The sequence below is a fragment of the Streptomyces umbrinus genome (assembly GCF_030817415.1).
Classification (GTDB): Bacteria; Actinomycetota; Actinomycetes; order Streptomycetales; family Streptomycetaceae; genus Streptomyces; species Streptomyces umbrinus_A.
This window is the reverse complement of the sequence record NZ_JAUSZI010000001.1, coordinates 36658-51159: the sequence shown is the minus strand read 5'-3', so window position 1 is coordinate 51159 and position 14502 is coordinate 36658. Positions and strand designations below refer to the sequence as shown.

At 67.7% G+C, this 14502-nt stretch carries 19 protein-coding genes; 13 read left to right on the top strand and 6 right to left on the bottom strand.

The features are described 5' to 3' along the window. Positions 1–84: 84 nt before the first annotated feature. From QF035_RS00320 to QF035_RS00310, 4 genes are all read right to left on the bottom strand, one after another. A complete protein-coding gene (locus QF035_RS00320; RefSeq protein ID WP_307517348.1) occupies positions 85–363 on the bottom strand; it encodes a helix-turn-helix domain-containing protein in 279 nt (92 codons plus the stop codon). 71 nt (positions 364–434) lie between these two features. Beyond that, positions 435–1073, bottom strand: coding sequence for a GIY-YIG nuclease family protein (locus QF035_RS55540; RefSeq protein ID WP_373466588.1), 639 nt, complete (start codon positions 1071–1073; stop codon positions 435–437). Then, positions 1073–1615 carry a GNAT family N-acetyltransferase gene (locus QF035_RS00315; RefSeq protein WP_307517347.1) on the bottom strand — a complete coding sequence of 181 codons (543 nt, stop codon included), beginning with the start codon at positions 1613–1615 and terminating at the stop codon, positions 1073–1075. The genes QF035_RS55540 and QF035_RS00315 overlap by 1 nt, the downstream gene beginning before the upstream one ends. Positions 1616–1625: 10 nt before the next feature. Further along, positions 1626–2948, bottom strand: a complete 1323-nt coding sequence (locus QF035_RS00310) for a hypothetical protein (protein WP_307517345.1) — start codon at positions 2946–2948, stop codon at positions 1626–1628. A 221-nt stretch (positions 2949–3169) separates the two neighbouring features. On the opposite strand from QF035_RS00310, the gene QF035_RS00305 reads away from it, so the two are divergent. Next, on the top strand, positions 3170–3457 hold the full coding sequence (locus QF035_RS00305) for a hypothetical protein (protein WP_307517344.1): 288 nt from the start codon (positions 3170–3172) through the stop codon (positions 3455–3457). 83 nt (positions 3458–3540) lie between these two features. On the opposite strand, the gene QF035_RS00300 is transcribed toward QF035_RS00305, so the two are convergent. Together QF035_RS00300 and QF035_RS00295 are read right to left on the bottom strand one after the other, a co-directional pair. Next, positions 3541–4305, bottom strand: coding sequence for a GntR family transcriptional regulator (locus QF035_RS00300; RefSeq protein WP_307517343.1), 765 nt, complete (start codon positions 4303–4305; stop codon positions 3541–3543). A gap of 3 nt (positions 4306–4308) precedes the next feature. Next, positions 4309–4857, bottom strand: coding sequence for a GntR family transcriptional regulator (locus QF035_RS00295; RefSeq protein WP_307517341.1), 549 nt, complete (start codon positions 4855–4857; stop codon positions 4309–4311). Positions 4858–5229: 372 nt separating this feature from the next. On the opposite strand from QF035_RS00295, the gene QF035_RS00290 reads away from it, so the two are divergent. From QF035_RS00290 to QF035_RS00235, 12 genes are all read left to right on the top strand, one after another. Next, complete coding sequence (locus tag QF035_RS00290; RefSeq protein WP_307517339.1) at positions 5230–6042, top strand: hypothetical protein; 813 nt, start codon at positions 5230–5232, stop codon at positions 6040–6042. Between the two features lie 187 nt (positions 6043–6229). Next, a complete protein-coding gene (locus QF035_RS00285) occupies positions 6230–6520 on the top strand; it encodes a hypothetical protein (protein ID WP_307517338.1) in 291 nt (96 codons plus the stop codon). Between the two features lie 141 nt (positions 6521–6661). Continuing rightward, positions 6662–6934 (top strand): hypothetical protein, encoded by a 273-nt coding sequence (locus QF035_RS00280; protein ID WP_307517337.1) that lies wholly within the window; start codon positions 6662–6664, stop codon positions 6932–6934. Next, positions 6901–7056, top strand: a complete 156-nt coding sequence (locus tag QF035_RS00275) for a hypothetical protein (protein ID WP_307517335.1) — start codon at positions 6901–6903, stop codon at positions 7054–7056. Before QF035_RS00280 ends, QF035_RS00275 begins: the two co-directional genes overlap by 34 nt. Positions 7057–7217: 161 nt before the next feature. Then, positions 7218–7463 carry a hypothetical protein gene (locus QF035_RS00270; protein WP_307517333.1) on the top strand — a complete coding sequence of 82 codons (246 nt, stop codon included), beginning with the start codon at positions 7218–7220 and terminating at the stop codon, positions 7461–7463. 129 nt (positions 7464–7592) lie between these two features. Continuing rightward, positions 7593–7835, top strand: coding sequence for a DUF5999 family protein (locus tag QF035_RS00265; protein WP_307517331.1), 243 nt, complete (start codon positions 7593–7595; stop codon positions 7833–7835). A gap of 100 nt (positions 7836–7935) precedes the next feature. Beyond that, positions 7936–8751, top strand: a complete 816-nt coding sequence (locus QF035_RS00260) for a hypothetical protein (RefSeq protein WP_307517330.1) — start codon at positions 7936–7938, stop codon at positions 8749–8751. Between the two features lie 19 nt (positions 8752–8770). Then, a complete protein-coding gene (locus QF035_RS00255) occupies positions 8771–9988 on the top strand; it encodes a hypothetical protein (RefSeq protein ID WP_307517328.1) in 1218 nt (405 codons plus the stop codon). A 98-nt stretch (positions 9989–10086) separates the two neighbouring features. Then, positions 10087–11841, top strand: a complete 1755-nt coding sequence (locus tag QF035_RS00250; protein WP_307517327.1) for an FtsK/SpoIIIE domain-containing protein — start codon at positions 10087–10089, stop codon at positions 11839–11841. 157 nt (positions 11842–11998) lie between these two features. Continuing rightward, complete coding sequence (locus tag QF035_RS00245; RefSeq protein WP_307517325.1) at positions 11999–12991, top strand: C40 family peptidase; 993 nt, start codon at positions 11999–12001, stop codon at positions 12989–12991. A gap of 3 nt (positions 12992–12994) precedes the next feature. Continuing rightward, the gene (locus QF035_RS00240; RefSeq protein WP_307517323.1) at positions 12995–13270 is read left to right on the top strand and encodes a hypothetical protein; all 276 of its coding nucleotides are present in this window, start codon (positions 12995–12997) and stop codon (positions 13268–13270) included. Positions 13271–13275: 5 nt separating this feature from the next. Continuing rightward, positions 13276–14430 carry a hypothetical protein gene (locus QF035_RS00235; protein ID WP_307517321.1) on the top strand — a complete coding sequence of 385 codons (1155 nt, stop codon included), beginning with the start codon at positions 13276–13278 and terminating at the stop codon, positions 14428–14430. Positions 14431–14502 lie beyond the last annotated feature (72 nt).

Sequence of the window (14502 nt, the reverse complement as noted above, 5' to 3'; positions counted from 1 at the left end):
GAGTCGAACGCTGGGAAGCGGCTTCCGTTGTGGCGACGGAGGCCGCTTCGGCGTTTCTACGGTGATCGGGCAGCTACGTACACGTCAGCACGCCTCCGTGAGAGCGAAGCCTTCAGCGGCCTCAGGATGCTTGGCAGCCCACCCCTTGAGCAGCCGCAGGTAAGCAGCACGGTGCTTGGGACGCGGCATGGACTGACCGTTCTCCCAACGCAGAAAAGCCATCCGATGGACGCCGAACGCGTCGGCAACCTCTTCCTGCGTCAGACCGGACGTCTTGCGGAGCCGGGCCCGAACATCAGGCGGAGGAAGAACATCAGCGGGTCGGCTAAGTAGCGCATCCACGGCCTCGAACAGATCGGTCATCACTCCCCCTTCCACGTGAGATCCCAAACTGTACATGGATTGCTGCGCCTGATGGTGCATATGAGGCTGCGTCAGCCGAGGCGGGCGCGCCCGGATTGAGAGCTCCCCAGGGCCGCCTGACATTGAAGGCAATCCTGTGCGTATGCCAACCAGGCTGCGAGCGACCACGGCACGGTGCTTCGGAACGACGAACACTCACACGGGTCGCAAGCCGCCCACCCTGTGTTCGTAGAGATGCAGGCGTAGGGAGAAGAGCCGACATGCAAGGCCACAGAGTGGCCGCAAAGGCAACGATCTCCTGTGCCTGCTCCCTCCCGGGAGTACTCGGGAAGGCCGCTGGGAGGGCGATGGCCGTGTGTCACGGTGATGGCCGTCTCCTGGCGCGTACGCCGTCGTGAGGGCCTGTCGAGGGGGCCGTCGTGAGGTTCCTCAAGGAACTCAGCTATCTCAGCAACCCGCGTTGGCCAGTCAGAGCCTTCAAGACGGAACCACTCACCAGACATCCGACAATCGGCGAAGTGACGGTGCAGTTTGGCTTCGAGCGTTGGATCAGTTGTTTCCCGACTCCACCACACTTGTAGTGGGAGCGGCGAGGCCGTCTGCAGCTGCTGAAGTCTTTTGGCGACATCAACCGTCTTGCCGATCTTGACAGGGGCTGGTTGCTCAGCGCTGCTGATGGCGTAGAGGAAGAGAGCCCTTGATCGGGTCATCACCAGCTCCACTCGTGGGCGAGAACAGAGAACAGAACGCTGTCGCGCCACTGTCCGTTCGTGAAGACGTGGTCCCGCAGCGTGCCTTCGAGAGTGAAGCCGAGCTGCTGCACGACGGTGATTGAGGCGGCGTTGTCCGGCCCGATCGCCGCGGTGATTCGGTGGAGACCGATCTCCTTGAACGCGTATGTGACGAGAGTGCGGGCCGCGTCCGTCGCGTAGCCGCGGCCCCACTCCTTCGCCGCGATGGCGTAGCCGACCTTCCCGGCCTGGACGCCGCTGAGCCCGATCCGGGCAAATCCGATCACGCGGTCGTCCTCGCGTTTGGTCACCCCGAGGTAGAACTCGGTTCGGGGCTCCTGCTGAGCACGCTTGATCGTGCCTTCGATCATGGCGACGGCCTGCTCACGGTCGCGGCTGTCGAAGCTCAGCCACGTCGTGACGGCGTCGTCGCCGATGATTGCCAGGACATCGTCGACGTCATCGAGGGTGAACTCGCGCAGGACGACCTGGTCGCCGACGATGCGGATCGGATACGGCAACGGTGAACTCCTAGCTGGGGAGTGACTTGAGCGGCGTGCGGGTGAAGGCCTCGATCTGCTCCTGGAGCTCGCCGCCGGCTTCGGCGTGCGGTGATTCGCCGAGCGCCCGATGAACTCGTTGGGCGCAGTGGACGATGCCGTTGATCCGCTGCTCCGGTGCGAGTTCAAGCATGGGCTCGATCGCCTCCGTGGCGCCCTCCAGTTCGCCTGCCCGGATCCGGGTGATGGCCAGGGCGCTGCGTGAGCCGGCCTGGTCCCCGAACGCCCACTCGGGAGAGCTGGTGTCCTCGTACGCGGTGACGGCCCGGGCCGCGTAGTCGGCTGCGGCCGCGGTCTGGGAGGGCAGCCAGGAGAGGGCTTCGGCCGCGTAGTAGATCTGCCGGGTCCGGCCGAACGTGCAGAGTCCACCCAGTTCGTCGACTTCGTCCTCCTGAACGGAATCCCATGCGGTCTCGGCACGCTCGATGGCGGCCCGGGTCGCGTTGGCGTTGCCGAGGGCAGCCCAGGCGCGGGCTTCACTCACGGGGAGCCACACGCTGGCGGTGCTGTTCGGCGCGAACGCGGCACCAGACTGCGCATATTTGACGGACTCGCGGGTGCGGCCTGCCCAGTACGAGACCAGGCTCTGAATACCGCGGATCCACGCCCGGAGCCCGTTGTGGTCCGCGTTGTCCGCGCAGACGAACGCCGTCCGCGCCTGGGTGAGCGCGGCGTACGGATCGGCCAGGTCGTGCGAGGCCTTCGCGAGCAACCCGCCGGTCACGCCGGCCAGGAAGTAGAGCTGACGGGCCTGGTTCGGCCGACGCTGCTGCTCAAGGAGAGTGAAGAGAGTGTCCTGGGTGGTGAACAGATCAGGAAGCAGCTCAGTGAGCGGCCTCTGCGGATAGTCGGTCGCCAGCCGCTGCACGTCCTCGTGGACCTGCTCCAAGACATCAGTAGTGAGGTCGGTCTGTCCGGCTGTCAGGGCAAAGCTCTTCGCACGTCGCGCAGCCATCTCAATGAACTCCCTGTCCGCGGTGGGCTGACCCGTGGCCAGGACCAGCCCGGTCGATCCGGCGGTCGCCGCTGGAAGGACCCCGTCCCACGGGGCGAAGAGATCCTCCAGCGGCCTGCCGAACATGGCCTGCAGGACGCGACGCATGACGGGAGTGGTGTTGGTGCGCTCGCCGCTTGCCAGCCGCCGTAGATGCCGGGTGCTGAGGGTGACGTTCTCCCCTAACTCCCCCGCCAGTCGCTCGAAGTCCTGAGCGACTTCGTCGTACGTCCGCGGCTGCTCCCGCAGCAGAAACTCCAACGTGGTGCGCGGATCTCCCTGATGGGCGTTTCCGGCCACCGCTCCTCCCGAGTCACGAAATCGTGCTCTGCGGATTTCAGTGTCGTGCCGCCACGACAACAAATCAGCAGTGCACAGGACCTGGTCCCCCTCTGGTCCGGTTCATGTCCGGCCCAGGTCCCGGACCGGGCCGCTGAGGGACCTCGTCTGGTCATGCTCCCCCATCCGACGGTTGTGATCAGCAAATCAACGTGATCCGACGGCGAGTTGAGGAGGGCACCATGATCGACGAACGCCGCTTGGTGACCGATGCACACGGTCGCCCGACTGACCTCACGTCCACACCCGTCACCGGCTGCCGGTGTGGCGGGCGCGCAGACGAGGCCGGGCCGCAGGCAAGGCACTGGGCCAGGGCAGCGGTCGCCATCGTCGCGATCCTGACCACCGGGCTGCTCCTCTCGGTCTTGCTCCTTGTGGTCCGAGACATCGCCGTAGCGGTGGCCGGAAGCGGCGTCACGGGCTGGCTCCTCAAGGTCCTGTTCGCGTCGTCTGCCCAGCAGGACCGGTGAGCGCCATGGTTGGGGTACCGCATCACGAAGGCAGACAACCGACTGGTGATTTTGCCCAGAGCATCAGCCTGTTCGGCATGGGATCAGGGAACGACCAGCCGGTAGCGCATGCGGTACCGGTGCGCGGCTTTCGCGAGGAGCGACACCTCGATCGGGCGCTCATCATCCGAGAAGACGATGCGAAACGTCAGCATCACGGGCATGTCCTTGGGGAGCTCAAGGGCTACCACCTCTTCCTCCGTGGGGATCTCCGAGGAAACTTCATCCACGAATTCCCGAGGTGGGTGGCCCAATTCGCTGAGGAGCGTAGGTGTCCCTCCGCGAATCCTTCGGTGCTCCATCATGGCCGTGCCTGCGGCCAGCTCAAGCGGGTAGTACGACCGGGTCAGCTCGGTGGGCTCCCCGTCCAGGAGCAGGATCTGCTTCCGAAGGAGGGACTGGCCGCCCTCCTCCAGCCCGAGGGCCCGCGCCACCTCGTAGGGCGGGGTCACCACTGCCACCTCAAGCAGCTTCGACGAACCGCGTTGCGAACGCTTCTCGGCCTCGCTGATCCATCGGTAAGGCTCTCCTGTAGCAGCGGGTGGCATGTAGACCGCGGGCGAAATGGCTTGCTGGGTACTCCCCTTGACGAAAACGCCCTTGCCTGGCTGCCCAAGCAGAAGCTCCTCTTCTTTCAACATGAGGAGGGCCTTCTGGATTGTGGTCCCGGCGACCCCGTACTGCTCCATCAAGGCGGGAGTGGATGGAAGCTGCGCCCCTGGCGCGAGGTCTCCTCGTGTGATCTGGCGCCGCAGCCCGGCAGCGATCTTCTGGTGGGCCGACCGCTTGTCTTCGAACGATCTAGCCATGTCTCAGACGGCCTGCTTCCTCTGTCGATACTGAAGGTGTCGCGTCATGGTCATAACGCTGACCTCCATCGGTTCTCCGGCAGCGGACGTGGTGAATCGGGTCAGTACCAAGACGGGCGCGCCGGATTCCAGGCCCAGGGCCTCGCATTGGTTGGGCGTGGCCGTATCTGCGGAGACATCTTCGAGCGGGTCGTCTTCGGGAGTGAAACCCAGTGCGGCGAGCAGTGTGACTGCACCTCCAGGGATCTTGCCGCGCTCGGCCAGGCGGGTGCCATGGGCGATGTGGGCCGGATAGTACGAGTCGGCCAGTTCAACTGGCTCGCCATCGAGCAGGATCAGCCGGCGACGGACTACGACCTTCTCGCCTGGTCCCACATTGAGGAAGTCACGCACGGGGCCCGGAGGGTCCACGTCTTCGACTGCGAGCAGACGCTGGCTGCCGCGTCGGTTGTGCGCTGCGGCTTCAGCGCTCCAGGCGTCACGTTCCCCTGTCCGGCGCGGTGCGAGATACGGCTGGGCTTCACCCATCCAAGCGTCGTTGCTGCTCACCATGTGTCCCCTCGGTCTGTCGTGACCTGTCGCAACCCTAGTGCCCTGCGACTTCAGCCCGCATGGTTCGACCTTAAGGCTTGTCACCTTAAGGCGTAAGGCCTTATGGTCTCACATGTGCCGCCCTGCAAGGGGCGGACTGCACAAACCGCAAGACCGCAGGAAGCTGCCGTCCCTTCGGGGGTGGCTGGGGTGATAGCGCCACCAAATCCCCCAGGCTGCTCGGCTCTCCGGGCTATTCGGCTCCTGCATTGCACGTCGCAGTAGCGCTGATGCGCTCTCCGTCCGTCAGGGCGCCGGGGTTTCGCCGTGCGGCCTGACGGGCGGAGAGAGCACCGCGACGCACCCCGTTCCCTCCGCACGCAAGGAGTCCGTATGACCACGACGCCCGCGATGCCGACGGCCCGTAAGAGGCGCCGTAAGACCCGAACGAAGCAGGTCAGCCACCGCCCGCCGATCGTCGCCTCCACCCTCAAGGCCAACGAGATCGACCTGTGCCCCGGCAAGGAGCACCTGGTGTGCCCCGACTGCTCCACGTGGTGCCCGATCACGGGTGTCCTGGGCAAGACCCCGAAGCTGGTCCCGCACCACATCGAACGCTTCAAGACCCCGAACCCGCGCCGCTGCTCGGGCAGTAACCGCCTGGTCGACCTCAACATCGAGGTCAGCGAGTGGCGCACGGAGCTGGTGGAAGCGAACCCGAGCACCAAGTCCCGCCGCACCAACCGGGTCAACCGCAAGCCGAGCACGGCCACCGCGCCGCCGGTGAGCCGGTTCAGGAACGCTCCCAGGCAGTCCGAGTTCCTGTTGTCCTCTCTGTTGGAAGCGGCCCGTACCGCCGTCGCACGGCACCACACTTCCTGCCCGGTCTGCAGGAAAGGCGGCCGGTGCGAGACGGGCGGCGAACTGGAACTCTGGCAGGCCGAAATCCAGGCTTCCGTCCAGTTCGACCGTGAGCAACGGCAGCGGAGTGAGCGGCTGGTACGCGACCTGACCGCCAAGCGAGCAGGCGACTGGGCAGCGGTCGCCACGACCGTGCAGCGCACCGCCGTCCAGCGGCTGCGCGACGAACTCACCGCGACCTTGCGGCAGCTCGGCACTCCGCTCGATCGGTTCGAGCGGGCTGAACTCGACAGCCGGGTCATCGCGCTCACCAGGGCGCTGTACCACCCGCAGCCTCGGAAGTAGCCCTGCACTACGCCTGATCCGCAGCCTGTGCTGCCCGTCGTCGACCGTCCCCGCTTTACCACGGGCCCGGCCGGCGGCGGAGTGCGCAGGACGCACTTTCCGCCACGCATGACGAACCCCCAGGAACACCAGTCCTGGGGGTTCTTGGTGCCGTTGGCAATCCCTTTTACGAAACCGGAGCTGCAGCATGATGCCTACCGTCACCATCGCCCTGCCCCGCATCGACCAGGAGGTCGGGCCCCGCCGCCCCGGCGCGATCTACCAGAACGTGGACGGGCGCTTCGAGGTCCTGGCGCTCGTCACCGACCCGGGCGAGGCCGCGAAGCTGCTGCGCCGTGACAGCGCGCGGTGGGCGCTCATCGTCCGCGACACTCTGCGCCCGGACGGGCAGCCGTTCGCGATTGGTTCGGTGTGGACGAATTCCGATTACCTGCTGCGCGAGGGCAAGCCGGCCACGGCCTACGCGGCGGCGGCCTGACGATCCGCCACGGTCCCCCTCCCGCCCGCCGACACCGGTGCAGGTGGGAGACGGGCCGTGGCTGGTCGTCCGGCCCGCCACGGCGACGGCCCCGGAGTTGCTGCTCCGGGGCCGTCTTGGTCAGCAGGAATTGGAGTCCCTATGACCACGCAGATCATGACACGAACCCGCCCTGACACGGCAGGGACCGAGGACGCGAACCGGCGTCTCGGAGCACACCTCCTGGACGTGGTCCGCCGCCAGGACGCCGCGATCCCCGCCGACCGGCGCGCCCCGCGCACCGTCGCACAGATGCGGGCCCGGCTCGCTGCGGCTGAGGCCGCGCAAGAGGACGTCTGCCCGATGTGCGAGTACTGGCAGTGCCGCTGCGGGAGGGCCGCTTGGCAGCCCTGCAGCGGATCGGGGGCCGCCTGATGCGCCGCCTGCGCACCGTCTTACGGCGGCTCACGTACACCGCTTTCGGCTCCGGCCAGTGCTCCGAGTGCGGCGCCTGGCTGGACGGCTGGGACGGCGGCGTCTGCGGCGCCTGCGCCTGACCCGCCCCCTCTGAGCCACTGTCTCAGCCCGACACCGCCACCTCTGTCGGCTGCCTGACCCGCACGGCCCGGCCACCGCATCCCCTTCGCGGTGGCCGGGCCGTGCGCGGTCCAGGGGAGCCGAGCAGCCTGCTCACCCGACTAGCCACCAGGAGAAACCAATGGCCCGGATTACCCGTGCCCGCATGAACGCCGACGCCGACTACTGGGAGAACACGGCTGCGTCCCGTGCTGACGCGGCGGCTGCCGACGGCAAGGCCGCTGCTGCCGACCCGACCAAGTCCGCGTACCAGCGGCAGTGTGCGGCCCGCGCCGCGCAGATCCACCGCGAGCAGGCCGCCGACTACCGAGACGTCGCTGACGCCCTGCGGGCGGGAGAGGTCCCGGACGGTTACGAGTTCGACTGATCCACTCCGTCTGCCGACTGCCTGACCCGCACGGCCCGGCCCCCGCGAGATGCAGGGGCCGGGCCGTGCGGCGTCCAGGGGAGCCGCGCAGCCACGCGCCCTCAACTCGTCGACCTCCCGGAGGTTTTGATGCGCACCCTCACCCCGCCGACCGCCCCGTCCCGGCTTCAGCCCAGCAGCCGGTGCCTGCACACCCCGCCGTGTCCGACGGCTGACAGCCCCGACCGGGAGGCCGCCCGCGTGGTGGCCGCCCACCCGGAGCAGGGGTGGAGCCTGCTGTGCAACGGCGCTCTGCTCTTCGACGACACGGGCGAGCTGCTGCCCGACGGCCGGGTCATCGCCCCGCACCGCCCCCTCGCGGCCACGGCCTGACGGCCGCCCGTCACCGCCCGCACCTGCCCGCCCACCACGGCGGCCGGGGTCGGGCGATGGCGGGCCGCCGGACAGTCCGGCCGGTCAATGAGGAGAACCCATGGCACACACCCTTCCGCTCAGGGCGCCGCTGGACGACAACGGCCTGCCCCACCGCGAACCGGCACCGGCCCCCGCTCTCGTGACGGAGACGTCCACGGATCTCGGACGCGGCTACCGGATCACGCCGGAAGGCATGACCGAGATCTGGGAGCGTCTTCGGCCGCACCTGCCCACGTACCTGACGGCGGTTCACCAGCACCCGACCTGGCTGAAGTTCGAGTTCGCGCCGTTCACGGGACGCGAGAAGGAGCCGTCCACTCCGGACGTCTCCACCGACCCGAAGCTCGGCTACGGCTCGGACGACACGGCCGAGCGCGCGTTACGCAAGGCGGCCCGCGGCATCCTGCACGACCTGTACGAGCAGGCGGGGCATCAGTGGCGCGACGCCGCCTACGCCGCGGACCTGAAGGAAGTCGTCCAGGACGCCGACGCCCTCTGGAAGGCCTACCAGCGAGAGCTGACCGGCATGGAGGCCGCCTACGCCTACCTGCGCAGTCCGGAAGCCGGCGCGGAGTGGCGGCCCGCGGTCTCCCGGCTGATCGACGCGCAGGACCGCGCGCTGCGGGCCGCTGAGGCGTTCGACTGCCGTGCGGTCCGGATCGCTGAGGTCCACAGGAAGCACTTGTACGCCGACTACGGACACGCCGCGGCGCTGGCCGCCGCCGGATATCCCCGGGGCGCGGACTGGCCGATCGCGGACGCCGATGACTACGGCACCTCGCGCTCCCTGGCGGGGCAGCTGCGCCGCACCGTCGAGAACTTGAACGCCCACGTCGCCAAGGTCGCCCGCCTGTCCGGCACGGCCACCGTCTGACCGAGCAAAGGAGAAGCACGTGAAGAAGCGAGAGAACAAGCGAGAGTGGACGTGGCCGCAGGCGCCTTCCCCGCGCGGGATGGTCCTCAGCGTTCTGGGGATCGTCACCCTGGCCGTGGCGATCCTGTCGATGGCCGTCAGCTACCAGATCCTCGAACCGAAGTTCGGGGCATGGGCCGTACCGACCGTGGGCGCCCTGGACGCCCTGTGGTGCGTCTTCCAGGCAACCGAGATCCTGTCCGGCAACAACAAGGCCCGCGCCCGGCGCGTGCAGGTGGCCGGCCTGGTCCTCACCGTCGTCAACGCGGCGATCCCCACAGCCGACCTGATCATGCGGGCGTCCGGCGAGTTCGAGCTGGCCGTGATCCTCACCCCGATCGCCATCGTCGCGACCAAGACCGCATGGTGGATCGCCCTTCCGTCCCTCGGACGGAAGGTGTCGCCCGACACCCAGCAGGCCATCGCGACCAAGCGCCAGCAGGTCTCCGATCGACTGGAGACGATGGAGGCGGAAGCCGCGCACCGCATCGAGCTGCTGGAGTGCGCGACCGACCTGGAGAAGCGGGTGGCCGAAGCGGAGACCGCCTACCGCGAGTCGGTGCTCAAGACGCAGCAGAAGATGACCGAGAAGCTGCACGGCCAGGCGCAGACCACGGCGAAGACCGTCGCGGAGAAGGCGCTGCCCGCCTCGGTCGCGGCGATCCGCCTGCCGGAGCTCGGCACGTGGACGCCCACGGCGCCCGCCCTGCCCGGCACGGCCAGCCGTGACGGCTCCGGGGCCAACAGGCCCGCCCTGCCGGGCGGGCGTGCCGCATCCGGCACAGACGCCGACGGCAGTCACGCAGGCCAGAGCGATCCGGGCCACGACCGGCACAGTGAGCGGCACGGCTCGGGGCACGCCGACCGTGACGCGGGCCGTGACGCCGTCACGCTTGCGCAGCTCGCGGCCGTGGCGGGTGTGCCGACTCCGGAGCCCGGCGAGACGCTGACCGACGGTCAGCTCGCCGTGGTGCTGCGGCACCTGCGCTACCGCGACGACCCGCCGCTGTCCTACCGCGCGGCCCGCGACCTCTTCCGCGAGGGCTGCTTCGTCGGCAGCGAGAAGCGCGTGCGCCGCACCTGGGCAGCGCTGCTGTCGAAGGAAGAGAGCACCGACCAGGCCGGCCAGGAGGAAGAGGCCGACACCGACACCGAGGAAGAGCGCGCGGAGGAAGAGCCCGAAGACGCGGGCGCCTGAACCGCCTCCCCGTCCGGCACCACCAGTGAAGGCCAGCCCGCACCCCCTGCGGCCTGGCCTTTGCTGCGACTGCCGGAACCCAACAGCGCAGTCGACCGGTGCAGACCCGGCGAGTGACCTGGCGAGCGGATCCGCCGCAGACCCGGCAAGCAGACCCGGCGAGCACCGCCGAAATCCCAGAAACCACCCGAGCGCGCGGCCCCTTCCGTGTGCTCGCGACCGGAAGAAGGAGGGATATGAGCAAGAAGAAACAGCAGGTCAGTGCTGGTGAGGACCTGTATGGGCAGACCGCCGGCGGAATCGGCGGCCTGGCCGTGGTCTTCGGCATCCTGGCCGCGATCAAAGACAAGCTCGGCCTGAACTGGCCGGCCACCGTCCTGCTCACCGCAGGAACACTGGTCGCCCTCGGCTACGGAGCCTGGCAGGCCCGCAGCCGCCTCCTGGCCCTGCTGGCCAAGGAACCGGCGCAGAAGACGTCCACGGCCCCGGCACAGGATGCAGCGGCCGGTGACGGGCCCGCCCGTGAGGAGCAGCTCACCCAGGCGCTCGTAGCCAGCAAAGCCATCGGACGGGGCCAGTACGTGCGCGCGGACGAATCCGTCGTGACACCACTGCCCCACGTGCTGGGCAACCGCTACGAGTTCAAGGTCCCCGTCGGCCTCACCTACAGGCATGTGGCCGCCAAGGCCGGTGAAGTCGCCGGCGCCCTGGGGGCGACCCGGCTGCGCACGCAGGTCGAGCGCGGTGAGCCGAGCGAGCGCGACGTCGACATGACGGTGCTCGCGCAGCCGCCGTTCACCGATCCGTTCACGCCGCCGACCCGCGAGATGATCCTCGCCCACGACGGCATCCCGTTCGCGCACAGCATGACCGGTGAACTGGTCGGCATCGACGACTTCACCAAGGGCGCACTCTTCGTCGCCGGTATGACGCAGACCGGAAAGTCAACGCTGACGATCGCCCTGATCACCTGCGCGTATATCGCATACGGGCCGGAACTCGATGTGTACCTCATCGAAGGAAAACCCGGCGCTCTCGTACGCTTCGAGAAACTGGCGGTCCGCTACGAGTCGTCCAGCAGGACAGCAGTTTTCGACTCGATGGTGTGCGAACTCCTGCAGAAGCAGCAGGACCGCTACGAACTCGACAACGAGGCGATGCGCGAACGCAGGCCGAAGCCGCGCCACCGGCAAATCCTTTTCATCGCCGACGAAGTGGCCGACTACTACGTAAGCGACGGAAGCAAGGAAGCGATCAAAGAAAAGGCGCGGCTCGTGAAGAACTCTTCCGAGCTGGTGCGAAAAGGTCTCGAATGCGGCATCACTGTCGTCATGATGACTCAGCGCCCCTCCGACCGGGCGGTTCCGGTCGAGGTCCGCGACCAGTTCAAAAGGCGTATCTGCCTCTACGTGTCCGGCAAGGGCAGCGCACAGGTTGCGCTCGGATCGGACTACTTCAAGACCGAATCCCCGATCCACCCGGCGCTGATGGACGCAAGCATTCAAGGCCAGGGCGTCTACTTCGACGGTGTCGCTTCGAAACTCGTCCGAGGAATCCGCTTCAAGGACGATTTCATCTGGGAAGTCGTCGACGACATCCTGGCCCGCAAGGAAAAGCGCATCGAGGCCGCGCCGGACACCCCGGTGAAAAAGGCGATCGCGATCATGCATGAGCGGGGAGTCGACTTCATCAGGTCGAAGGACCTGGGTCCCGAGCTCGGAATCCACGAGTCCAATCCCGGAAAGCTGGGACTGGAACTCAAGGAGCTGCTGAGGGTCGGCCCGGAAGCGACCAACAAGGGGCGCGGATACAAGCTCACCGCCCTCAAGCAGGCCGCACTGTCCGACTCGTGACCCGTCATGGCAACCCGTCGTGCCCCCCGTCATGGACCCGTCGTGGACCCGGCACCGCCAGGTCAGCACGACGGACCCATGACGGGTCTCCAACGGACCGCCATGACGGACTTGATCAGCAAAAACGTGATCAACCCCGGAGGGAGAGAAAAACCCCTTGAGAGCCTCTGCAGCCGTCACCGTTGGCCTGGGCGCGACCGCGGCCGTCGCCGTGGCCGCACTCGTGACCACCGCCGGCGACAACCCCGTCGGAGCGGCGCTCAGCATGGCAGTTCCCGCCGAATACAAAAAGCTGATCGAGGACGCCGGAAATACCTGCCCCGAGGTCAGCCCGAACCTGCTCGCCGCGCTCCTGACACAGGAATCCGGATTCAATCCGGACGCGAAATCGCCGGTCGGCGCACAAGGGATAGCGCAGTTCATGCCGTCCACGTGGGAAACCCACGGAATCGACGGCAACGGGGACGGGAAACGCGATGTCAGCGACCCCGCAGACGCCATCCCCTCGGCTTCCAAGTACCTGTGCACCATCGCCGAAGACGTCAAGGACGTTCCCGGTAACAAGCAGAACAACATGCTGGCCGCCTACAACGCGGGAAGCGGCGCCGTACGCAAGTACGGCGGCGTCCCGCCCTACAAAGAGACACAGAACTACGTCCGCTCCATCAGCGCACTCGCCAACCAGTCGTCCGGCGGAAAATCCGCCACCACGAAACAGGCTGCCACCGCCATCAATACGGCGAAAGCAATGATCGGCATGCCGTATTCGTGGGGCGGCGGAAACGCTGACGGCCCCAGCAAGGGAACATGCTGCTCCCCGAGGGGCCGGTCCGGAGCATCCATCACCGGATTCGACTGCTCCGGACTCAGCCTCTACGCCTACGCGAAGGCAGGAATCAATCTGCCCCGCACGGCAGCACAGCAGTACGCCGCATCCGAACCGGTAAAACCCGGAAAGGTGCGCCCCGGGGATCTCGTCTTTTACGGCGACAGCGCCACGAACATTCACCACGTCGGCATTTACGTCGGCGGCGGCTGGATGATCGACGCCCCGAGGCCCGGCACAAAGGTCCGCTATTCCCCGCTGGATTCCATGACCGACCTGTATGCCGTCACACGGCCCGTATCCCGAAACTCCAAGGAGATCTGATCCATGCGTAAGCTCACCACCCTCGCCAAGCCCGTCGACATGTCCACCGGCTTCAAGGACTTCTTCGACACGATCGGCCTCACCGGCGGCGGTCTGGTCACCAAGGGCATCGCCGCCGTGATCGCCGTCATCGCCCTGCGGATGCTGCTGCAGCTGTCGAACGACCCCAAGGGCGCGCTGAAGAAGGGGAGCATGGCGGTCGGCACCCTGTTCGTCGCCGTCGTGTTGGCGATGTACGGGGACACGCTGTTTTCCACCGTGACCGAAGCCAAGGGCTGACCGCGGTGGCAGACAATCCGTGCGACGCCATCAAGGGCCCGGGCAAGGCGTACTGCGAACGGGGGGACTCGGACGGTCCCCCCGGCACCGGCGGCGCTGGCGGCGGTCTCACCGACGGCGCGGTCACCAGCGTCCGAGACCTCGCCGACAGCCTCATCAAGAAGATCAATGGACTGATCGCGCCGAAAGACGCGTGGGCACCGGAGAAGGCACACAGCGGGGTGTACGAGCAGTTCCTGTGGCTCGGTCAGCACCTGGCTGTCGCGATCTTCACCTGTGTCGTCGTCGTGTGCGCCCTGACCGCCTGGCAGGGCGTTCCCCGCCTCAGGCAGATGGGGGCGTCGACCGGGTGGACCTTGGCGGCCGTTGTCGGCATGGCGTCGGTCCCGGGGATCGTGATGCTGCTGAACCGGGCCGTGAGCGAGGCGTTCACGGTCGCGTTCAGCAGTGACGAGGGGACCCTGTTCGGCGTCATCAGCCAGGACATGGAGAAGGCGGCGGACAAGGAGAACCCGCTCGCCCTGCTGATCATCTTCAGTGCGCTGGTCGTGTGCCTGGCGTTTGCCGCTTTGGTGTTCATGACCCGCCAGCTCGGCATCCTCGCGTTCGTGTGCCTGGCTCCCGTGGTGCTGGCTTCGCTGGCCCGCGGGGGCGACACGGACGCGGTCAAGCGGTGGGCAACGCGGCTGCTGGGGTTGATGTTCGCCCCGTTCGCTCTGCTGCTGGTCAGCCCGTTCGCGGCACTCACCAAGGGGTCGCTCGTGGTCGACTCCGTGCTCCTGGTCGCCGCGGACGCCCTGATGCTGCGGATGATTTTCCACGGGGTGCCGTACTTCGGGCCCCGGATCGCCCGCGGTGCCCGGGCCATGGTGGAACGCCGCACTGCCAGCCCGCTGGCCCGTGCGGTCGTGCGGGCCGGTGCACCGGACGTCTATGAGCGGGAGAACGCCCCGCGGCACCCCCGCACCGTGGACAGCCCAGGCCGCGCCATGTCGCAGGACCGCGGGGTTCTGTTCGCCGCTTACGGCGTCCAGCAGAAGGAGCGGAAGGGACGGCTGACCCCCGCGTCCACCGTCGCGCGGACCCGGAGGAATGCCGCCGACCGCACGGAGCGCAACGCGCAGATGCGCGCGGCGCGAAACCAGTCCCCCAACCCGTAACGAGCCGGCTGTTCCTGGCCCTGGCGTTCGCCCTCCCGCCCCCGGCGGCGAGAACGAACGCCAGGGCCAGGG

What these genes read in the sequence shown, in the direction of transcription:
- QF035_RS00320 (WP_307517348.1), bottom strand. Translation starts at nt 363, where the DNA reads ATGACCGATCTGTTCGAGGCCGTGGATGCGCTACTTAGCCGACCCGCT.
- QF035_RS55540 (WP_373466588.1), bottom strand. Translation starts at nt 1,073, where the DNA reads ATGACCCGATCAAGGGCTCTCTTCCTCTACGCCATCAGCAGCGCTGAG.
- QF035_RS00305 (WP_307517344.1), top strand. Translation starts at nt 3,170, where the DNA reads ATGATCGACGAACGCCGCTTGGTGACCGATGCACACGGTCGCCCGACT.
- QF035_RS00300 (WP_307517343.1), bottom strand. Translation starts at nt 4,305, where the DNA reads ATGGCTAGATCGTTCGAAGACAAGCGGTCGGCCCACCAGAAGATCGCT.
- QF035_RS00295 (WP_307517341.1), bottom strand. Translation starts at nt 4,857, where the DNA reads ATGGTGAGCAGCAACGACGCTTGGATGGGTGAAGCCCAGCCGTATCTC.
- QF035_RS00290 (WP_307517339.1), top strand. Translation starts at nt 5,230, where the DNA reads ATGACCACGACGCCCGCGATGCCGACGGCCCGTAAGAGGCGCCGTAAG.
- QF035_RS00285 (WP_307517338.1), top strand. Translation starts at nt 6,230, where the DNA reads ATGATGCCTACCGTCACCATCGCCCTGCCCCGCATCGACCAGGAGGTC.
- QF035_RS00280 (WP_307517337.1), top strand. Translation starts at nt 6,662, where the DNA reads ATGACCACGCAGATCATGACACGAACCCGCCCTGACACGGCAGGGACC.
- QF035_RS00270 (WP_307517333.1), top strand. Translation starts at nt 7,218, where the DNA reads ATGGCCCGGATTACCCGTGCCCGCATGAACGCCGACGCCGACTACTGG.
- QF035_RS00265 (WP_307517331.1), top strand. Translation starts at nt 7,593, where the DNA reads ATGCGCACCCTCACCCCGCCGACCGCCCCGTCCCGGCTTCAGCCCAGC.
- QF035_RS00260 (WP_307517330.1), top strand. Translation starts at nt 7,936, where the DNA reads ATGGCACACACCCTTCCGCTCAGGGCGCCGCTGGACGACAACGGCCTG.
- QF035_RS00240 (WP_307517323.1), top strand. Translation starts at nt 12,995, where the DNA reads ATGCGTAAGCTCACCACCCTCGCCAAGCCCGTCGACATGTCCACCGGC.